This is a genomic window from Phocaeicola salanitronis DSM 18170 (assembly GCF_000190575.1).
GTDB classification, from domain to species: Bacteria; Bacteroidota; Bacteroidia; order Bacteroidales; family Bacteroidaceae; genus Phocaeicola; species Phocaeicola salanitronis.
Genome location: NC_015164.1, coordinates 4,034,468 through 4,051,471, shown reverse-complemented (window position 1 = coordinate 4,051,471; position 17,004 = coordinate 4,034,468). Strand labels below are relative to the sequence as shown.

Sequence of the window (17,004 nt, the reverse complement as noted above, 5' to 3'; positions counted from 1 at the left end):
GGTAATCGTGTTTTTCCTGTTAGCCTACAGCGGTGCTTACCGTGTTTGTATTGTCCTTTGCGGCCTTGTTCCTACCCTGTCCAATATTTCGTATACGGATATTTCTTCAAAATGTCCATTCCGCTCTATAATGCAGGTTCTGTTTCTTTCCCAAAAATTAGCATCAAAGAAGGCTTGGATAAGTGGGCATTCAGCCAACCATTTGGTAAACCATATTCTGTCACCGAGTCCGGCATCGGAAATTTTCCCAAGGTTGTTCAAGAAAATCCTGTCACTGTTTGTGGCATTTGAATTGTTGAGCCTGGGAACATCGTGTTCGCCTTGCAGCTCCAAGGCCTCTTCTATCAGGCAGGCATTAAGCAATGTTACCGTGTATTGATACATTTTAGCCCCCAGGTTTCTCGCCCTAATTTGGGACGTGGTCGAATATAGACGACTTACGATGCGACCTAAAGCGTATGGTGGAATTGTTTGGCCTTCAAATCTATGAGCCCAGGCTTCCAAAGAGGAAACAAGATTATCCATGGAATTATCATCTCCATCATCCCCATTATTCTCAGAGAAATTAAATACATCTTCCAATCCGGAAGCCTTGGCGTTGCTATCAAGTATGGAGTAATACCGCAGCAACTGCATCTTGTCAAGCTCTGTCCGGATTGTATCTCTGCCGGAGGCGACTTTTAAAACTTGTCCGATGGCAGCCAGCAAGTTGAATATGGAGTAATACAGCCTGCTTTCATTTTTTCCTGAATATTTCAGGGCGCAAAGAGGGATGAAGCCGATTGTCTTTTGTGCGGCTGTGACCCCGTCTGCACTAAAAGCGTCATCTATGCGTACAAGGTCTTCCCTGTGTCCCTCCCTTGCATATGCAGATAGGCCATAGACCAAGGCATGCTCTTTCATGTCATAATATTCTTTGTGGGAAGCGAGGTATCCCATGGACATACCGACAAAATTCTTCAGTGAGACATCTTGGAATGCTCCTGCGTAGCTGCACATACCAGAAAGGATATCATTGCTGTTGCTCGCCAATAAAACATTCCGCACATATCCGATGCGTAGCATATAGTCAAAAATCAAATAGGGTACGCAACGTTGTTTTTCCATGAAAAGGAATGTAAGCCCCGTTACACAGGCATTAATGCCTTCGTTGTCATCGGTCGGAAGCAACAAGTATGAATTGTTTAATATATTATAACGTACCAAGTAGTCCAGTATGGGTATATTACACATCCATGGATTGTTGATCATCAGGTCTATGTCAATCTTGGCAGCATACATCCTCGACAGGAATGTGTCCACGCTTGCTATACCGTGTGCTTCACCGGTGCTTTCGTGTATGTCGTTCCGCAATATGTTTATTTGTGTCCGCAGGGAAAGCCCCAACATATATTTCAAGAAGATTTCTACAGAGGAAACATTTTCGATACCCCGTCTGTTCAGTAAGTCTGTATATTTATCTTCCAATGCAAAAATTCTTTCCGTCCCTTCTGTGTACTTGACGAAATACCGTCTGTTGTAAGTCTGGATGGCTTCGTGCAGGGAATGGAGATGGATGCGGTTTTCAGCTTTTAGCACTTTAATTAGGTATTGCCCCTCTATTTCATTCACTTGGGCATTGAATTTTCCCATCATAAATTTATCCGAACCGCCATCTGCCTCGTATTTTATCAATAAATCCAGTTGCCTCCATTGCTGGATCCTTATATTATTGCTGTAAAATCTCAAGTTTCCTGACAGCAAGGTTATAATCCTGGGCGTGGTAAGGTACTTACGGATGCATTCCAGAATTGGCCATCCTTTTTTCATGTCAACGTCTATGTCATCAAAAGCAAGCATGAAATAATCCTTTCCAAGGATGTGCAACGCTTTATCAACGAGCCGGTGGAATGATAATTCCAAGTTCAAGGCGGCATCAACCTGTTCCAGTCCTTTTTCCATGATGAAATCATCATCCTGCCAACTGGCGTTCCTGTAGTCCGAACCAACAGCATCCAACGAGGGGAGGCCTTGTGCCAATTTTGACAATGCTGTTTCCCAATCTTTGCGTACCATGAATGCCTCGGAAGTCGGGGAACATCCTTTGGCATCAAGAACCTTGCAAACCCGCTTATTGATTAAGGAAACAATGTAAAGGAAGATATGGCCCTTTTCCTCAAGGATTGTCGGATCGATTATTCCCAATACTTCTATTGACTTTCCGGTAACATTCAGTTGGTCATAGTGGTCAAGTATGGAATGCAGGAACGATGTCTTTCCTGTTCCCCGGCCGCCGAATACGGAAATGGTATTATGGAATCTGTCGTGTAAGACGGATGCCTTTGCGCTGTAAGCCGCGAACATTGTTATTTGGCCGTCAATCAGCCGGATGGCTCTTTCATATTCATGCTGGTGTATTCTGTTCCCCTCTCCAAAAGCATGGGCGTATGTGCTGTCATTCAACACGATTACGATGTCATTGCCTGCATCCCTGTTAATATGTTCTCCGTTCATAAACTTTGAATTTTGGCTGTAAGATTTATCTCTGATACGTATTGATTCCTCAATATCCCCACCGTTCGTACCGCTTATTTGTCCTTTTTCCCTTCAGGCATATACACATTCCAATGTAAATCCGGGAAACGCTTATGCAACGGGAGGCGGCTTTCATTATCGGCGCAGAAGCTTTCTACATCATATAATGAGTTGGTTTCAAACTTCATCAAGTCTTCCATGCATTTGTCTATGTATCCAATTAATTCTCTTAATCATTAAATATAAAAACAACGAATATCAACGAAAAGTATGCAATCAAACAATTAACTCACGTATAGCTTCCAATAACTCTTCCCTGTGACTGACCCAAGGCTTGTACTTGTGTGTCTTTGCCTTCTCAATCAATTCCGGCAAGTCTTTCATGTCCGTACAAATCAACACGTCATACTTGTCGCGCATCAGCGTGGCGATTTCCATTTGATGGTTGTCCACATGCTCATTATATTCATGTAGCCGAGGACAAACGACCAACGGTTTGCCCATTTCCATACAAGATATGATGGAGTTTACGCCACTATGAGTAACCACCACCTCAGCTTCTTGCATGTAACAGTCGAAATCCTCGTGGGGAATCAGCCCGAAATGCGTAAACTTCGGTTTCACGGGGTAAAGTGCGGATTGCATCACTATCTCGTCAGCTTGATATTTGCCTTGGTCAACCAACAGGTTCAAGGCTGTGATGATACGCCCGAAAGGGAACTTCTGTGTTCCCAATGGGACAAACAACTTAATCCTGTCCATAATTCAAATAAGTCAAAGAACGAAAGTGGCTTTATCAGGAAGCTACTTGTATAAACCATCAATAAACGCTTCCGCCATAAATGGCTTTCGGATAGACTTTCTTCATTTCCGGCCATTGCACGAAGAAATAGTCGGCAAACGGATATACCATTTTGCCAGTAACGGATTCGCTGTCTAATTTGGCAAAGCTCTCCACATAGATAATCCGTCGTTTGAACAACCGTGCGAACAAGCAGGTAGGATAAGACGCACCGGCCCCCGTGGTGATTATTGTAGTCGGCCTTTCCATTACAAAATAAATGAATGAAAGGAGAATGTTCCATCCGAACTTAAAAATGAAACTAATTCCTCCACGTTCTTGCTGTACCAAATAATGATGTGGATGCTTCTTTAACGCTCCGGTTGATGCGACATTCTTCTCTGTCACGATGTAATATCGCCTGCCTTGTACTAATGGAAGCAGTTGCATCAGTTCCATAAAATGTCCGCCGCAGGAACTGACGAGGCAGACTTTAGACTTCTTGTTACTCATTATCCTATTCATGGTATTACTCTCCACATATTTTAATAATCTCCTGTGCTATATGCTCGTATGTATTCTCTTTCCCTGCAAAAGGGATTTTCTTACTTATATCTATATCATAATCACTTGAGCATACATCTTCTATACTTTCGACTCTTGGAAAGCATTCCTGGAAAATTGGGTCGTTTTTTACTGTAGGATAGTCCAATATGATAGTAGGCTTTTCAAAATAAAGTGCATACAGCAATGCTGTGCTATAATGTCCTATGATAAGAGATTTATCAGTAAAGCAAGAATAGTTGTTAGGTGATTGTATAATAGTAATTTGAGTATCTGCAAATCGTTTTTTGTATGCGGATAAGTTCTCTCGTGGATGTAAAAGGACTATTAATCGTTTGTATTTGTTTAATAGCTGTTTTTCTAAATCCAACAAATACTCCCTTTCTTGCTCATAGGTAATCGTAGCATATCCGTCCAAAATAAAAGGTTGATGCACGTACAGTGCTTCCCCATTCATTGTTAATCCGGCTGAGGCCGCTTCTTTGTCTTTTTCGCTTGAAAATATGGGATAGCCTACCAACGCAGTATTGTTTTCGTCCAAGGAAAAGATATTGGATAACAATTTATATTCACGTTGACTATAGATGAAATAATGGTCAAACGGCGATAAATTGAAATCATTTTTAAAATAGACATGTTGCAACACTCGCCATTCCTGTGATTTCTTGTTTGTGTTGTATAGCAATCCTACATATTTCCGCCAAAAATTCAATTGGCGATTAATTGTTTCCCAAATGTGTCTTTGGGCTTTTTGAGTTTTAAAATGAAGTGTGTTTTGTGAAAAAAATCCATGTTCCAAATATATACTTTCGATACCTTGTAAAGCGCATATTCTTTGAAACAACAATTCAAACAAGGATCTGAAATTAAGACTTATCCATAGATCAATTTTTTCATCTTCTATAATATCTATTATTTCAGAATAAGAACAAAAACTGACATCATAGCACTTAATTCCTTCAATGGCAGGTAGCTTTTGTTTTTGTAAGCTTGCAATATGGAAAATCACAATCTCGCAATTCTTCCAATAAGGCATTAATTTCTTTATCCAATTGGATATAAAAGCTAAATTATATACCGTAAAAGCAATTTTCATAGCAGGTAGTTTATAAATTCTCTCACACATCCATTTCCACCGTTATAGGTCATCACTCGAATACCAGCAATCGCTTTCACTTCCTCACAAGCATCAGCTGGACAAGCCTTCATGCCAACAGCTTTCAACAAATCCACGCAATTCATGTCATCACCGATATAAGCCACCTCGTCCAGCGTGATGCCAAGCCGTTCGCATATCTTTTTAGCGACCGCCAACTTGCCGCCATCTCTTTTTCCTTGATAGAGAAAATCCACATTCAGTTTCTTGGCACGGTTTTCCACAATTTTAGTATCTTCTGATGTGATAATGCCGGTTTTTATACCAGCTTCACGGAGCAACTGAAAGCCCATGCCGTCACGGGTGTTGAATTTTTTTAGTTCGTCACCGTTTTCAGAGTAATACATGCCACCGTCTGTCAGCGTACCATCTACATCGCATAAGAAAAGCTTGATGGATTTTCTTGTTTCTTTGCGTTTTGCCAATACGTGCTTGTGCATCAGGTTCTCCAATACAATCCAGTCGTCCGGCTCGTCTATCTCTGTTGCCGTATATTCAGGCATCTCGTAAATGCCGATATGTCCGCTTAAACGATTGCCCGATTCAAGGATATTCCCTACCTTATTTATATAGAAGGCACCGTTCTCCATCAACATTCCTGAGAAGTTCTGTCTGCGGGGACGGTTCATATAATCGTAATTCATGCTTGTACCGTCTTCATTCCAAAAGAAACGGTAATTACGTACACAAGTCAAAATAGAATCATATTCCCCTTTGCCATACATAGTAAGTGCTTCCATAAAGTGAACTGTTTCAGTCAATGGGGAGGTAGCTTGCACCAGCATAAAGATATCATCACTCGGAAGTTGTGCGTAGTGGATATACTCTAACATTACGCTTTCCGTGCTTGCCGTGTCACAAGCGTTCTCTGCAGAACGTCGGTAGACCTTTGTCTTCTTGTATGCTTGTGCCGCCACCGTCTCTTCTATTTTGTCAGAATCAGTGGCAACAATAACTTCATCCACCTCTGGACAGTACTCCAATGCCTCAATGTTCCAGCACACCAAAGGCTTGCCACAGAACGGCTTAATATTTTTAAGGGGGATAGACTTGCTACCGCCCCTTACTGGAATGAATGCGATTACCATTTCACTTGATTTTTCTTCAATTTGTTTCTTTGTACTTTCTCGATGTCGAGGATATCCTCTTTCTTGTATGCCAAGGCCTTTGCCACGGCACGACAGTCACGAGCCAACTTGCGCACACCATCGGGTTCCAAGGATGCAGCATGGTCTGTCCCTTTCCAAGTACGGTCAAGGGTATAGTGCCGTTCTACCCATTCCGCACCAAGAGCTACAGCAGCACTATCTACGGCTATACCCAAATGATGTCCGGAAAAACCGATGGCTTTCACTCTGTCTGCATACAGTTCACGCAAACGGGTGATTTCAAGCAGACAAATGTCTTCAAAAGGCACAGGATAACCTGATGTACAATCATAAATAACCAAATCCTTGTTACGACTTTTGGATTCGAAGAACTGGATAATCTGTTCTTCTTCATCACGGGTAGTCATGCCAAAAGACAAATGGATTTCACCGCCGAAATTATCGCACAGGTATTCCAACAAGCCTTTGTTCAAGTTACAGGCAGAAGGAATTTTTATCAGGTTCGGATGCAGGGTACAGATTTCCTTGGCCGAAGTGATGTCCCAAACGGATGTAGAATATTCCACGCCGAACTCATTACACCATTCCTGCAACTGGCGGTGCTGGTCAAGATTGAACTCCAAGAATTCCCGGTGCTCGCCATATGTCTTACCGTATGAATTTTCCGGATGAGGATGCGGAGCATTGTACTCTTCAGGAGTCAACAGTTCTTTATTGCAACGTTTCTGAAACTTAACTACATCCACTTTACAATAAGTGGCGGCAGTCATAATCATCTCTTTAGCGATTGCCATATCACCCTTGTGATTGCAACCGATTTCCGCAATAATTTTTGGAGCTTTCATTTCAATGAAATTTTTTTAAAGATTTAAGTGTTTCGTATTTTTCTTTATCCCTATATTTTATGATTCTTCCTCCTGCATAGATAGCTAAGGGAGGAACATCTTTTGTCACTATGCTTCCAGCACCGATAATAGCACCTTCACCTATGTGTACATTACCAATGATAAGCACGCGACTTCCAATCCACACATTGTCATCAATAACCACATTCTTTATTATATATGTACTATCGTATGGAAGTTCATTACCGTTGTAATTATGGCTTTGTGCTAATATCAGCACCTCTTCACCACTATGTAAGTTGTTGTGTATCAACACATTACCTCCCCCTATTTTCATTCCATTAAAATGACAATTATCTCCGACACTTACGTTCCCTGCGAATCGACAATAATGATTGACCGTCAAGCTTCTACCGTATTGTTTTAATTGCAGTTTGGCAAGAAATGTAAAAAACATAGTCCTACATTTCTTTAAAAAAATTTTTATCATGTTCTGTATGGATTTTAATCTTGCTTGTAAAGCATTTTATTTGCAATCATTTTAGTAAGAATCTCATCCATGAAAGGTGTTAGATCTGCATATATAATACCGCATTCCTTATCCTCATAGACAAACGACAGCTGACCGTTCTGATAATTCAAACTACAATAACCGTATACTACTCTGTTGAATGGAGTAAGCAAGCCCACTTTAGTCCAATGTGTAAAATCTGAGGATACTTGCAGCATTAAATTCTTCCGCTCTTTTCCAGTGGTATGCGGATTACAAAACAGTCCGAAACGGTATTTATCATATTGACAAGCTATGAAGGAAGCGTTGCAAATCGGTTCAATCAATTGTTTATCTGATTCATGTAACTTCCATTCATTTATATGCCAGTCTTTTCTCTCGCTTTGTAAGGGGGTAACAGGTACAAAAACGCGCCGTCCTGGATTGGGACTTCCCCACTGAACTTCAGTGCCTCCACGTGCATTAATCATAATTTGATTGGGGGCATACTCTGCAATAGTCGTTTCATTGGCAATGATTGTATCTGGGGTTACTGCTGTAACTTTCCATGTCTTTCCAAAGTCAGCCGAGTACACAACCGCATTCGCATTTTTTGATATATCCTTTCCTAAACCATTCATCAAGATATAAGGAGCCGCCAAAATGCCGTTTTCAAGCTGGATACCTACTGTGGGTGAGGCGTAGAACTTCTCCCAACCTTGTGGTTTTTTGATGTTCATCGGCTTAAAATCACTCCATGTCTGCCAATCATCCGTAGAGACCGAATAGTTCAAGCCATGAAGAAAGAAAATGCGATCGTACTGTTTATCGTAAATCATACTCAGATTTGTACCTTTGCAAATCAGTCGTTTATTGAATGTTTGACCACCATTCTCGCTTCGGGCAATCACAACTGAATAATTTCTCACACCATTTTGTTCAAGAATAGAATTACAAGCGACCAATATGGTTCCATGTCTGGTCTTGAGATGGATAGGTATTCTGAAAAATGGTTGACTTTCATTCCTATTTTTGCCTGTTGCATTGATTCCTTTGATTCCCATTTTGCTACAAACAGAATCACTAGGTACAAATACGGGAAAGAAATTGGGTGTCAATTCTGAGAATAGATTTGCATTTAATCTCTGCGTGATTTCATGGCTTTCTACCAATAAAGCATGTTTTGTTCTATTTATTGAGGAGTACAATCTTGCTCCATATCTTAATCCTGCCAAATCTGTTCTTTTGCTTAATCTGACAAACGAAGTAGCATCAGGTATTTTCACTTTAATTACCCCACCTTGTTCAGTGTTTATACCTGAAATAAAGCGTTTACCCTCATCATAAAATGCCACTCCACCGCCTTTGCTAGGAGGCAAATAACATTTTATGATATCACAATCGGCAACGCTTATAAAATCAGTAGACAAGTAATTAGGAGGATTGCTATATAACTTGCCATCTGTAACAAGAATATGGCCAGGGATTACATACTCACTTTCCGCTACAATTTTACGGGAGTATAGTTGGCTTATGCTTACTGTTTTGTCTGATATAGTTTTTTGCCCGTGTATGAAAGGGGCAATGATCCAAGGCAAGGCTAAAATAAGCCAATAGCTGATTGTTTTGTTTTCAGACATAATGTTTATTCTTCAATCGCTTCACGTAAAGCATGAATATATCCCTTTCCAAATTCAATGTCTGGTTCCATATAATTGCCTTCTCCCCATTCGTTCCACGACATCAGGAATAGAATTTTATGCTCCATGGGTTTATCCTTAATCACATCAAGGGCAATCTCCACTTCCTGTTTAAAGAATTCCGGATTGTTGTGGTACCAGACAATCGCGTTCTTGCCATTCCGGGGAGTACGGTCCCAATTTGGTATAAGGGTTGGATATACATTGTTCCACTTGTCTTCCTCCGCGAAGAGCAGTTTGCTGACTTTCTCAAAATCATACTTGATAACTCCCTGCCATTTAAAGAATTTCTTCAGACCTTTCTTGATGTAATACTTCAGCATGGAGTCGTAGCGGATATGTGCCAGATTCATTCCGCGTGAATTGATACCGTCATAACCGGCATCAAGCACACGTTGGAACAAAACCTTTGTCGTGTTCTTTCCGTCATACATCATCTTTTTCCCGTTATTAGAGCTGTTGGAAAACAAGCCCAGACTCGATTCCACCCCAACGAAATGGAAACCGTTCAAACCCTCCTTTACAGCCAGTTCATTCCACAGCTTTGTAAATTCCTTGCTATCAGGTATGTCAAGGGGACGGAAAACAACGAACAACAATTTGCCGTCTACCGTGATATAGCGGCGGTCTTTGAAGGCAGGGAGTAAGGCATAGAAATGCATCTTGTGTTCTTCCATTCCCGGATAGGTTTGTTCCATAATCATGGAATCCTTTTGAAAAGTCCCGCCGACAGTCCAGGTCCTGTTTGTCCAGTGATGGTTCGCCCACCCCAAGCAGAAGGGGAAATCAGGCTTACCTGTGCGCAACACTTCATTGAAAGGCATTTCCAGCAGTTGCTTGCCGTTGCCAAACCAATAGTGCCAGTAGCAGAATCCTTCTATTCCCGCTTCCTTCGCTAATTTGGCTTGCTCTTCTCTTATTTCCGGCAAACGAAGGTCGTAATATCCCAAGTCTGCCGGCACCCGAGGCTGGCTATGTCCTCGGAACAATGGTTTGGCTTTTCCTACATTTCTCCACTCCGTGAACCCTTTGCCCCAATATTTGTCATTCTCCGGTATGGGGTGATACTGGGGCAAGTAATATGCGATTACTCTTGCTTTCATTATGTATTATAATTATACTGTGTGATTATTAATGATTCGAATCGGATTACCTACTGCAATCGAATAGGACGGTACATCTTTTGAAACAACGGCATTAGCTCCAATGACGCTTCCTCTGCCAATCGTGACTCCAGGTAAAATTGTCGCTTTATCACCTATCCAAACATTGTCTTCAATGATTACAGGCCCTTTGCTTTTTAAAGGACGTTTTACCGGGAGCACATCCAGTGTTTCCTTGTCTGTTTCCCCGTGAGAGTTATCTGTGATTGTTACCCATCGACCTGTCAACACGCCATTTCCTATCACGATCCGGTTTATTGCCGTAATATGACAATAGCTTCCTATACTGACATTATCACCGATTTCAATGCTTGGGGTAAATCTGTCATCGCCGAACGTATCCCAAGCCGTTAGTTCTGCTTGTACACCAAAGTGTGAATTATGACCGACAGTAATGTACCTCGCCCCTTTTAGCAGCCTCATTTTATAACGGATAAAACTATTCTTCCCTATATGCCTAAGCGAACTCGTAACTATAAGAGAGTACAAATGATCTATTACACGAGATATTATTTGACTAAATGGGTGAAGCAACTTAAATAGAGAATAACATATTACATGACTCATAATATATTGTATTACAATTAGACTATTCTATCAAGAAGAAAGGAATAATATTGAATAATTTTCTGTATATTTTTTTCTATAGAGTAATTATCTACAGCAAAACATTGTCCTTGTATGACACGTTGAGAATATGTGTCCTCATTCAGAGAACACACATCATTCATAGCACGAATCAACCCGTTTGTATCATGAAATAAAATACCGTTTGTGTGTTCAATAATTTCTTTTGTACCTCCTGTGTCACGTCCTAAAACAAAACATCCAGCAAAAGCAGCCTCTGCCGTCATTCGGCCAAATCCTTCAAATTTGGATGCCACAATCAATGCTTTGGCATTCTGCATACATTTTACAGTTTCAGGTACGGTTTTATAGCCTTCAAACTTTATAAGCTCCTTGCATCCCAATTTTTCAGCTAATTTATGCAAGTGGTCAATAAATTTTTTATGACCATCACCAAGTATAACCAAGCGATAATCAGGGTGGTATTTACTGAAAGAAGCAAATGCTTTTACAACGTCTTCATGTCCTTTGGATGCAACCACTCTGCTTGCACATAGGAAATATTTTTGTTTTTTGGGGTTATATGTTATTTCAGTTTTGGATAATATTCCATTGTATATAACCCTATCTTTAGCAGTGGATAACTTGAAATGGTTAAATATTCCATGGGAAATGGCAATCACATTACTTGCTGATAACGCATTGATAAATTTCTTTTTAGATGGGTAGATTGTCCATCCAAAGTCCAGATCTTGATATTCACGTAAATGCCAAACATGGGGTATTCCCAATTTTTTTGCAGCAAAGAAACCTTCGTGAATGATTCCTGTATTAGTATGTATGAGGTCTGGTTTTACTTTACGAACCAATCTTTCAAATGACTTTGTAGTTTTCTTTAATCGAATTGTGAGAGTGGCGAAATGATAGAAATACAAAATCTTATTTTTTAATGAACTTGTATTTAAAATAAGAGGCGTTAAATCCATTCTGATATGTTCCAAATCATTCTGCTTAAGTATGCTAATAAACGTCTCGTTATAATCTGGATAAACGATAACAGGTTCATAACCTGCCATTTTCATGCCACATACCATATTTAGAAAAGAAATAGTTGCACCTCCCATCTTGGAACTATGTACTATGTACAATATTTTTTTCATGTCATATGAGATTTTTTGCACCTAAATTTTTATACACGTGATTTTTATGCCAAAAGAGAATAATTACACTAAACATTCTCGTTCAATCGTATTATGTTTTTGTTGACGCAGCATAGCTTGAGGTCTGTAAATATAAATGGAAGTTATAAATGGAATAATCCATGCAGGCCAACTTGGATAAGCTCTTTGCCAAAAGGATAGGCAATACAGTAAAAGCATTAAGAATGCGAATCGCCGATAAGGAGCGTTCTTTGCCAATACATAGTAAAACATGAAAATGAAAAATGTTCCTATTAACCCTCTTGCTATGATATGTATTTTATATCCAGATCCTGTAACTTTGCCAATAGAAGCAAGGTGGGATTGTTTATCACGTCCAGTTCCAATAATGAATGAACCATCACTTATTATATTTTTAAAATAAGTATCCGTATAGTCATTTACCCTGTTATTCCCCTGTACACCTTTATCTTCATCGTATTCAAGGCGAGCGATGATTAATTCGTTCACAAAATTGTGCCCGCGATTATAACTCATAATACCTAACATGGCTATAACCATTACTATAACGTATGGAATCAGTTTCTTGAATACTGTTGTTAATCTGCCAGCTAAAAGCAAATTGAACATATAGCCTACTATCGTCAACACATAGCCTGCCAAAGACAAAGTAAAACCGATGACAATCAACAGCACAATGTTATACCATTTCTTCATATCATAACGATTGGCAAATAAAAAGTAGCTTGCTATCATTGCTAAATGTCCAGGCTCTCTAAATATGGCGTTAAAGCGAATGTCATAGAAAGCTCCTTTTAATAGAATAATGTAGTTCGTATATGAGTAATTTTCAGCAGTTTCATCGGAAATAATTCCCACATTGGGCAATTCTGTAAAGAACAATAAAATAAAAGCTATAAGTGAAATGCCCGAAATGAATGCTAATCCACAAGAACAAAAAGAAAGCAAAGTCCTTTTATCTTTTGTTGGCATCATCAGTACTAATAAAATTGGGATACAGGGCATAATATTGCCAATGTTTATCTGAGACATAATATCTCTGTCCCAAATGCTATATAGTATAAGGAATAAAAACGCATATATAAAATGTCTCGAATTATACAGCTGTTTCTGCGTTTTGGCATAAACCAAACCTATCAAGGTCACAAGTAAAGACAAGGGGCCAATGCTGACATTCCAAAGAAAATATGCCCCCATAGATTTTAGAACTAACAAGAAAATACCAAGTGCAAACAACCAATATGCAACAACCTCTTTCTTCATAATAGTTAACAATCATTATTTAATGCATCACCTAAATAAGCGATACTTTCCTGCTGAAGCAGATTTAATCGTTCCATAACATTAAGGTAATCAATAAGATGACAAGTGCGAGGTATTTGGCTCATGGGAGGAAGCAGACGCTCGCTTATTCCCAGTTGTTCCAAAATGGACTTAGCTCGACCTTCATTTTTTGAAAAAGAAGCCCAAAATGGTTTGTTGTAGATAATGGAAAACATCAACCCATGAAACGAAGAAGTAAAAACAAATTGCGCATTCCGAATAAGTGCTACAAAGTCATCTGGTGCTACTGTGCTAATTTCTTCATAAGTTTCTTGTTGGATAGGTACTCCGTATAAAACTCTTAGAGTGCAATGTTGTGATTTTGCGAAATTTCTAACTTCTTCAATATCAAAGGAATTAGGCATTAGATTATAGTAGAGGATATAATTATCATCTGCAGAATCCTTTTTCTCTATATCCAATATCTTATCCCATTGCTTATGTGAAAGCAATAACGTTGGGTCTAAAGTCACCGACACATCAGTAAAGCCTAATCTACTCAGATAATTTTTTAAATCCATCTCCCTTACAGAGATTTTATTCAGATGGGAAACTAAAGTTCTTATAATCTCATTCTCTTTCGGATTTTGTGGTAACAGGCCCATACTGGCAGAAAATGAGACATGCTTTTTACAACGGATCTTGTTTGCTCCAAAATACATAGGATTATAGGTTAACAAGCCAGGTTGTTTTCTCCAAATTTGATCGCTTCCGTATACCACAACATCAAATTCTTCTTGACATGAAAGGCAATGAGGTTGTATATACTTTGCGATGAAATTCTCCATATTATTAATCCGCAATTTCCTATTTTGAAAAGTTTTCATCAAAATCTGCGTTATATATTTGTAAGCCCTATTTATATGCCAAGAAAAAATATTTCTCCAATTAATCAGGGCATACATACGTCGATGGTATTTGGGCCAATAGTCTACATAATACACTTCATGTCCCATTTGCTCAAGGAAAATTCGTGTAGCTATTGCTTGCAGCAATGCGCCATAATTGTGACTGCGATGGTATGTGAGAATTCCTATTTTCATGTCTTAACTTAAAATGGATTTTAACTTATGCTTTACCTTGTTTGTAAGATCAGTAATACTATCTTTTACAATGTGCCGATAAGCATCAACCGCAGTTGTCTCATCACGATAATCTGTGAAAGCTTCAAAGACAATGGGTTTATCTGTCTTTTGTAGAGAAGTGAACCCTTTATAAAGGTTTAAAAATTCCTCTTTCGATGATGCTTGCATATAATCAAAACCAAGATTTTGTACATAATCTCTAACCAATGTTTTCGACTGACAACCAAAATGTCCAGCGGCGGCCATAAATGCATCTGCATCATCTCCAAATACAGCGCAAGCATGATCTTTTTTTCGGAACTCAGTGCCACGACCATTGTTAATCAATAATATACGCAAGTTACTATTGACATGTCGATTCCCTAAAGAGTTCAAGTCATAGAAAAAAGCCAAATCACCTATTATTAAAAAATGTAGGATATCAGGATGAGCAAGTGTTGCACCTATGGCTGTAGACATCGGACCGTCTATGCCGAATCCACCAACATTACAAATAGTGTACACTGGTTTCGTAATTTTAATAAAGTTCCATGAACGTAGACTGTTGAATATGCTTAGATGAAGATAAGAACCTTCGGGTATCTTATCACACAACATCTTAGCGACCCAAATGTTGGAATATGGAATTTCAGGTTGCTTACCATAGATATATTCATATTCCTCTTTACATTCGTTGAAGTACTCTTTTGATTCAGTCGCACTATTCTTTTGATAGAAATTGAAGAATTCTGTTTCTTCCATAGAAAAGACATACTTCAGCGTATGAAAGGTGTCTTTGATTAAACCATCATCAGACACACGCCATGTTTCCTTTGCCTTTAACTTCCCTTGGGTGTATGTATCTCCTGACACTTCTCCGATATGAATCAATAAATCAACATTGGCAGTCGGGGAATTGTAAGATTGTTGAGCCGCAATCAATGAATAATCGATTCGATATCTCCCATAATAGCCACTTGTTTTATCACACAATACAGCTGCATTGTGATGGTCGCAAAATGAATCTATCAATTCAACTTCTTTCGTATTCATCATTTTATGCGAACCTATGAAAATTGCGATTCTTCCACATGGGAAAGGCGGCAGATTATCAGTCCTTTTAAACCGTTTTATAACACGGACATTGGGCAATTGTTTTGTATTGTAAGTATTACATGAAAAAGGCAAGTTGATATGCACAGGACCACCACCATCACGTGTGAGCTCCAAAATGGCTTCGTTTACCTTTACATTCACATACCATTCATCCGTGGGTTCTTGACACTTGCCTAGATCTATACTCATCCGTATTGTATCATTGGGAGCAACCGATCTGTCAATGGACTGAGGCTTTAAATGACCTACATTTTTGCTTCCATGAGTGCCTGTTATGGCCAATATTGGAAGTTTGCGATAATAAGCCTCTGTAAGACCCGGAAAATAGTTGCGTGATGCAGTCGCCTCTGTGCAGGTAATAACAACTGGTTCTCCAGATTCATAGGCTAATCCACAAGCCATATATGCTGCGGAACGCTCATCAACTGCTGAATACATATCAAAGAATTCATCTTGTTGCATACTACCAACCAAGGCTACATTCGTAGTACCAGGTGATACGATGATTTTACGTATTCCGTGAGCTTTTAATAAAGACAATACAATCTGTGTTGTTTTATCATCTGTATAAAATGTTTTCATTCACTTGTCCGTTTAATAGGTTAAAATCGTGTATTTATAGTTTTGCCATTGTTGCAAACAATAATTTGTCCCGAAAGGCAATTGGAACAATCCGAAAGCATAAAGGTTGCTATTTCAGCAACTTCTTCAGGCAAATAAGCTCTTTTCGTTTTATTAGTTTGCACGAATAAATCTTCGTTAGGATTAAGACCTGTCATGTTGGAACATGTAACACCTGGTGAGATTGCATTAATACGGATACCTTTTTCTATGAAATTGGATGCAATTCCTTTTACAAAGCTATTCAAAGCTCCTTTTGTCCATCCGTATGGACGGTTATCTGCCAGTTCTCCAACTTCTGACGATATGAAAAGAATGTTACCCGCTTTTTCTTGTGACAATTTAAGGCGCATGAATTCTTGTGCAATGAATACGTTTGCTTTCAGGTTTGTATCAATTTGACAATCGAAAGAATCTTCTGTTATCTGAAAGAAATCCTTTTCATGTAAAGAAATGCCAGCATTGCAAACCAAGCATGTGATGTCGCCTAACATTTGATAGGCTTTTTCAAAAAATGGTTTGATAAATTTAATGTGGGTAACATCAAGAACAATATAGCTACAACCTATCTGTTCTGCCGATTTTTTAAGGCTTTCTTCATTTCGCCCTGTGATTAGTACATCTGCTCCTTCCTCTGTGAACTTCTTCGCCATGGAATAGCCCAGGCCACGATTTGCTCCAGTAACTATAATCTTTTTACCTTTCAATCGGTTATTAGGTTCTAAATAACTGATTTGGGCATATATTGGCGGCCTTTCGCCATGCAATAGGAATGAAATGATACGTTTGATAGTTCCTTTTGTATGCATA

At 39.2% G+C, this 17,004-nt stretch carries 16 protein-coding genes; all 16 read right to left on the bottom strand.

Features of this window, described 5'->3' with window-relative positions; genetic code table 11:
• Positions 1–36: 36 nt before the first annotated feature.
• Positions 37–2,493, bottom strand: coding sequence for a hypothetical protein (locus BACSA_RS17485; protein ID WP_013619353.1), 2,457 nt, complete (start codon positions 2,491–2,493; stop codon positions 37–39).
• Positions 2,494–2,567: 74 nt separating this feature from the next.
• The gene (locus BACSA_RS20335; RefSeq protein WP_169311468.1) at positions 2,568–2,714 is read right to left on the bottom strand and encodes a hypothetical protein; all 147 of its coding nucleotides are present in this window, start codon (positions 2,712–2,714) and stop codon (positions 2,568–2,570) included.
• A 76-nt stretch (positions 2,715–2,790) separates the two neighbouring features.
• Positions 2,791–3,276 (bottom strand): glycosyltransferase, encoded by a 486-nt coding sequence (locus BACSA_RS17480; protein WP_013619351.1) that lies wholly within the window; start codon positions 3,274–3,276, stop codon positions 2,791–2,793.
• A 58-nt stretch (positions 3,277–3,334) separates the two neighbouring features.
• Positions 3,335–3,808 carry a PssD/Cps14F family polysaccharide biosynthesis glycosyltransferase gene (gene pssD / locus BACSA_RS17475; RefSeq protein WP_169311467.1) on the bottom strand — a complete coding sequence of 158 codons (474 nt, stop codon included), beginning with the start codon at positions 3,806–3,808 and terminating at the stop codon, positions 3,335–3,337.
• A gap of 16 nt (positions 3,809–3,824) precedes the next feature.
• On the bottom strand, positions 3,825–4,955 hold the full coding sequence (locus tag BACSA_RS17470; RefSeq protein WP_013619349.1) for a hypothetical protein: 1,131 nt from the start codon (positions 4,953–4,955) through the stop codon (positions 3,825–3,827).
• A complete protein-coding gene (locus BACSA_RS17465) occupies positions 4,952–6,103 on the bottom strand; it encodes an N-acylneuraminate cytidylyltransferase (protein ID WP_013619348.1) in 1,152 nt (383 codons plus the stop codon). Before BACSA_RS17465 ends, BACSA_RS17470 begins: the two co-directional genes overlap by 4 nt.
• Positions 6,097–6,969 carry an N-acetylneuraminate synthase family protein gene (locus BACSA_RS17460; RefSeq protein ID WP_013619347.1) on the bottom strand — a complete coding sequence of 291 codons (873 nt, stop codon included), beginning with the start codon at positions 6,967–6,969 and terminating at the stop codon, positions 6,097–6,099. The genes BACSA_RS17465 and BACSA_RS17460 overlap by 7 nt, the downstream gene beginning before the upstream one ends.
• 1 nt (position 6,970) lies before the next feature.
• Positions 6,971–7,459: an acyltransferase gene (locus BACSA_RS20815; RefSeq protein WP_013619346.1), complete on the bottom strand. Its 489-nt coding sequence runs from the start codon at positions 7,457–7,459 to the stop codon at positions 6,971–6,973.
• A gap of 14 nt (positions 7,460–7,473) precedes the next feature.
• Positions 7,474–9,099 (bottom strand): exo-alpha-sialidase, encoded by a 1,626-nt coding sequence (locus BACSA_RS17450; RefSeq protein ID WP_013619345.1) that lies wholly within the window; start codon positions 9,097–9,099, stop codon positions 7,474–7,476.
• A 5-nt stretch (positions 9,100–9,104) separates the two neighbouring features.
• Positions 9,105–10,262: a glycosyltransferase WbsX family protein gene (locus tag BACSA_RS17445; RefSeq protein WP_013619344.1), complete on the bottom strand. Its 1,158-nt coding sequence runs from the start codon at positions 10,260–10,262 to the stop codon at positions 9,105–9,107.
• Positions 10,263–10,274: 12 nt separating this feature from the next.
• Positions 10,275–10,745, bottom strand: coding sequence for an acyltransferase (locus tag BACSA_RS17440; RefSeq protein ID WP_245546559.1), 471 nt, complete (start codon positions 10,743–10,745; stop codon positions 10,275–10,277).
• Between the two features lie 161 nt (positions 10,746–10,906).
• Positions 10,907–12,049, bottom strand: coding sequence for a glycosyltransferase (locus BACSA_RS17435; RefSeq protein WP_013619342.1), 1,143 nt, complete (start codon positions 12,047–12,049; stop codon positions 10,907–10,909).
• Between the two features lie 63 nt (positions 12,050–12,112).
• On the bottom strand, positions 12,113–13,333 hold the full coding sequence (locus BACSA_RS17430) for a hypothetical protein (protein ID WP_013619341.1): 1,221 nt from the start codon (positions 13,331–13,333) through the stop codon (positions 12,113–12,115).
• A 5-nt stretch (positions 13,334–13,338) separates the two neighbouring features.
• On the bottom strand, positions 13,339–14,436 hold the full coding sequence (locus BACSA_RS17425) for a polysaccharide pyruvyl transferase family protein (RefSeq protein WP_013619340.1): 1,098 nt from the start codon (positions 14,434–14,436) through the stop codon (positions 13,339–13,341).
• Between the two features lie 3 nt (positions 14,437–14,439).
• Entirely contained in the window at positions 14,440–16,155 is a 1,716-nt protein-coding gene (locus BACSA_RS17420; RefSeq protein WP_013619339.1) for a thiamine pyrophosphate-binding protein, read from the bottom strand.
• A gap of 20 nt (positions 16,156–16,175) precedes the next feature.
• Positions 16,176–17,003 carry an SDR family NAD(P)-dependent oxidoreductase gene (locus tag BACSA_RS17415; protein ID WP_013619338.1) on the bottom strand — a complete coding sequence of 276 codons (828 nt, stop codon included), beginning with the start codon at positions 17,001–17,003 and terminating at the stop codon, positions 16,176–16,178.
• Between the last annotated feature and the right edge of the window lies 1 nt (position 17,004).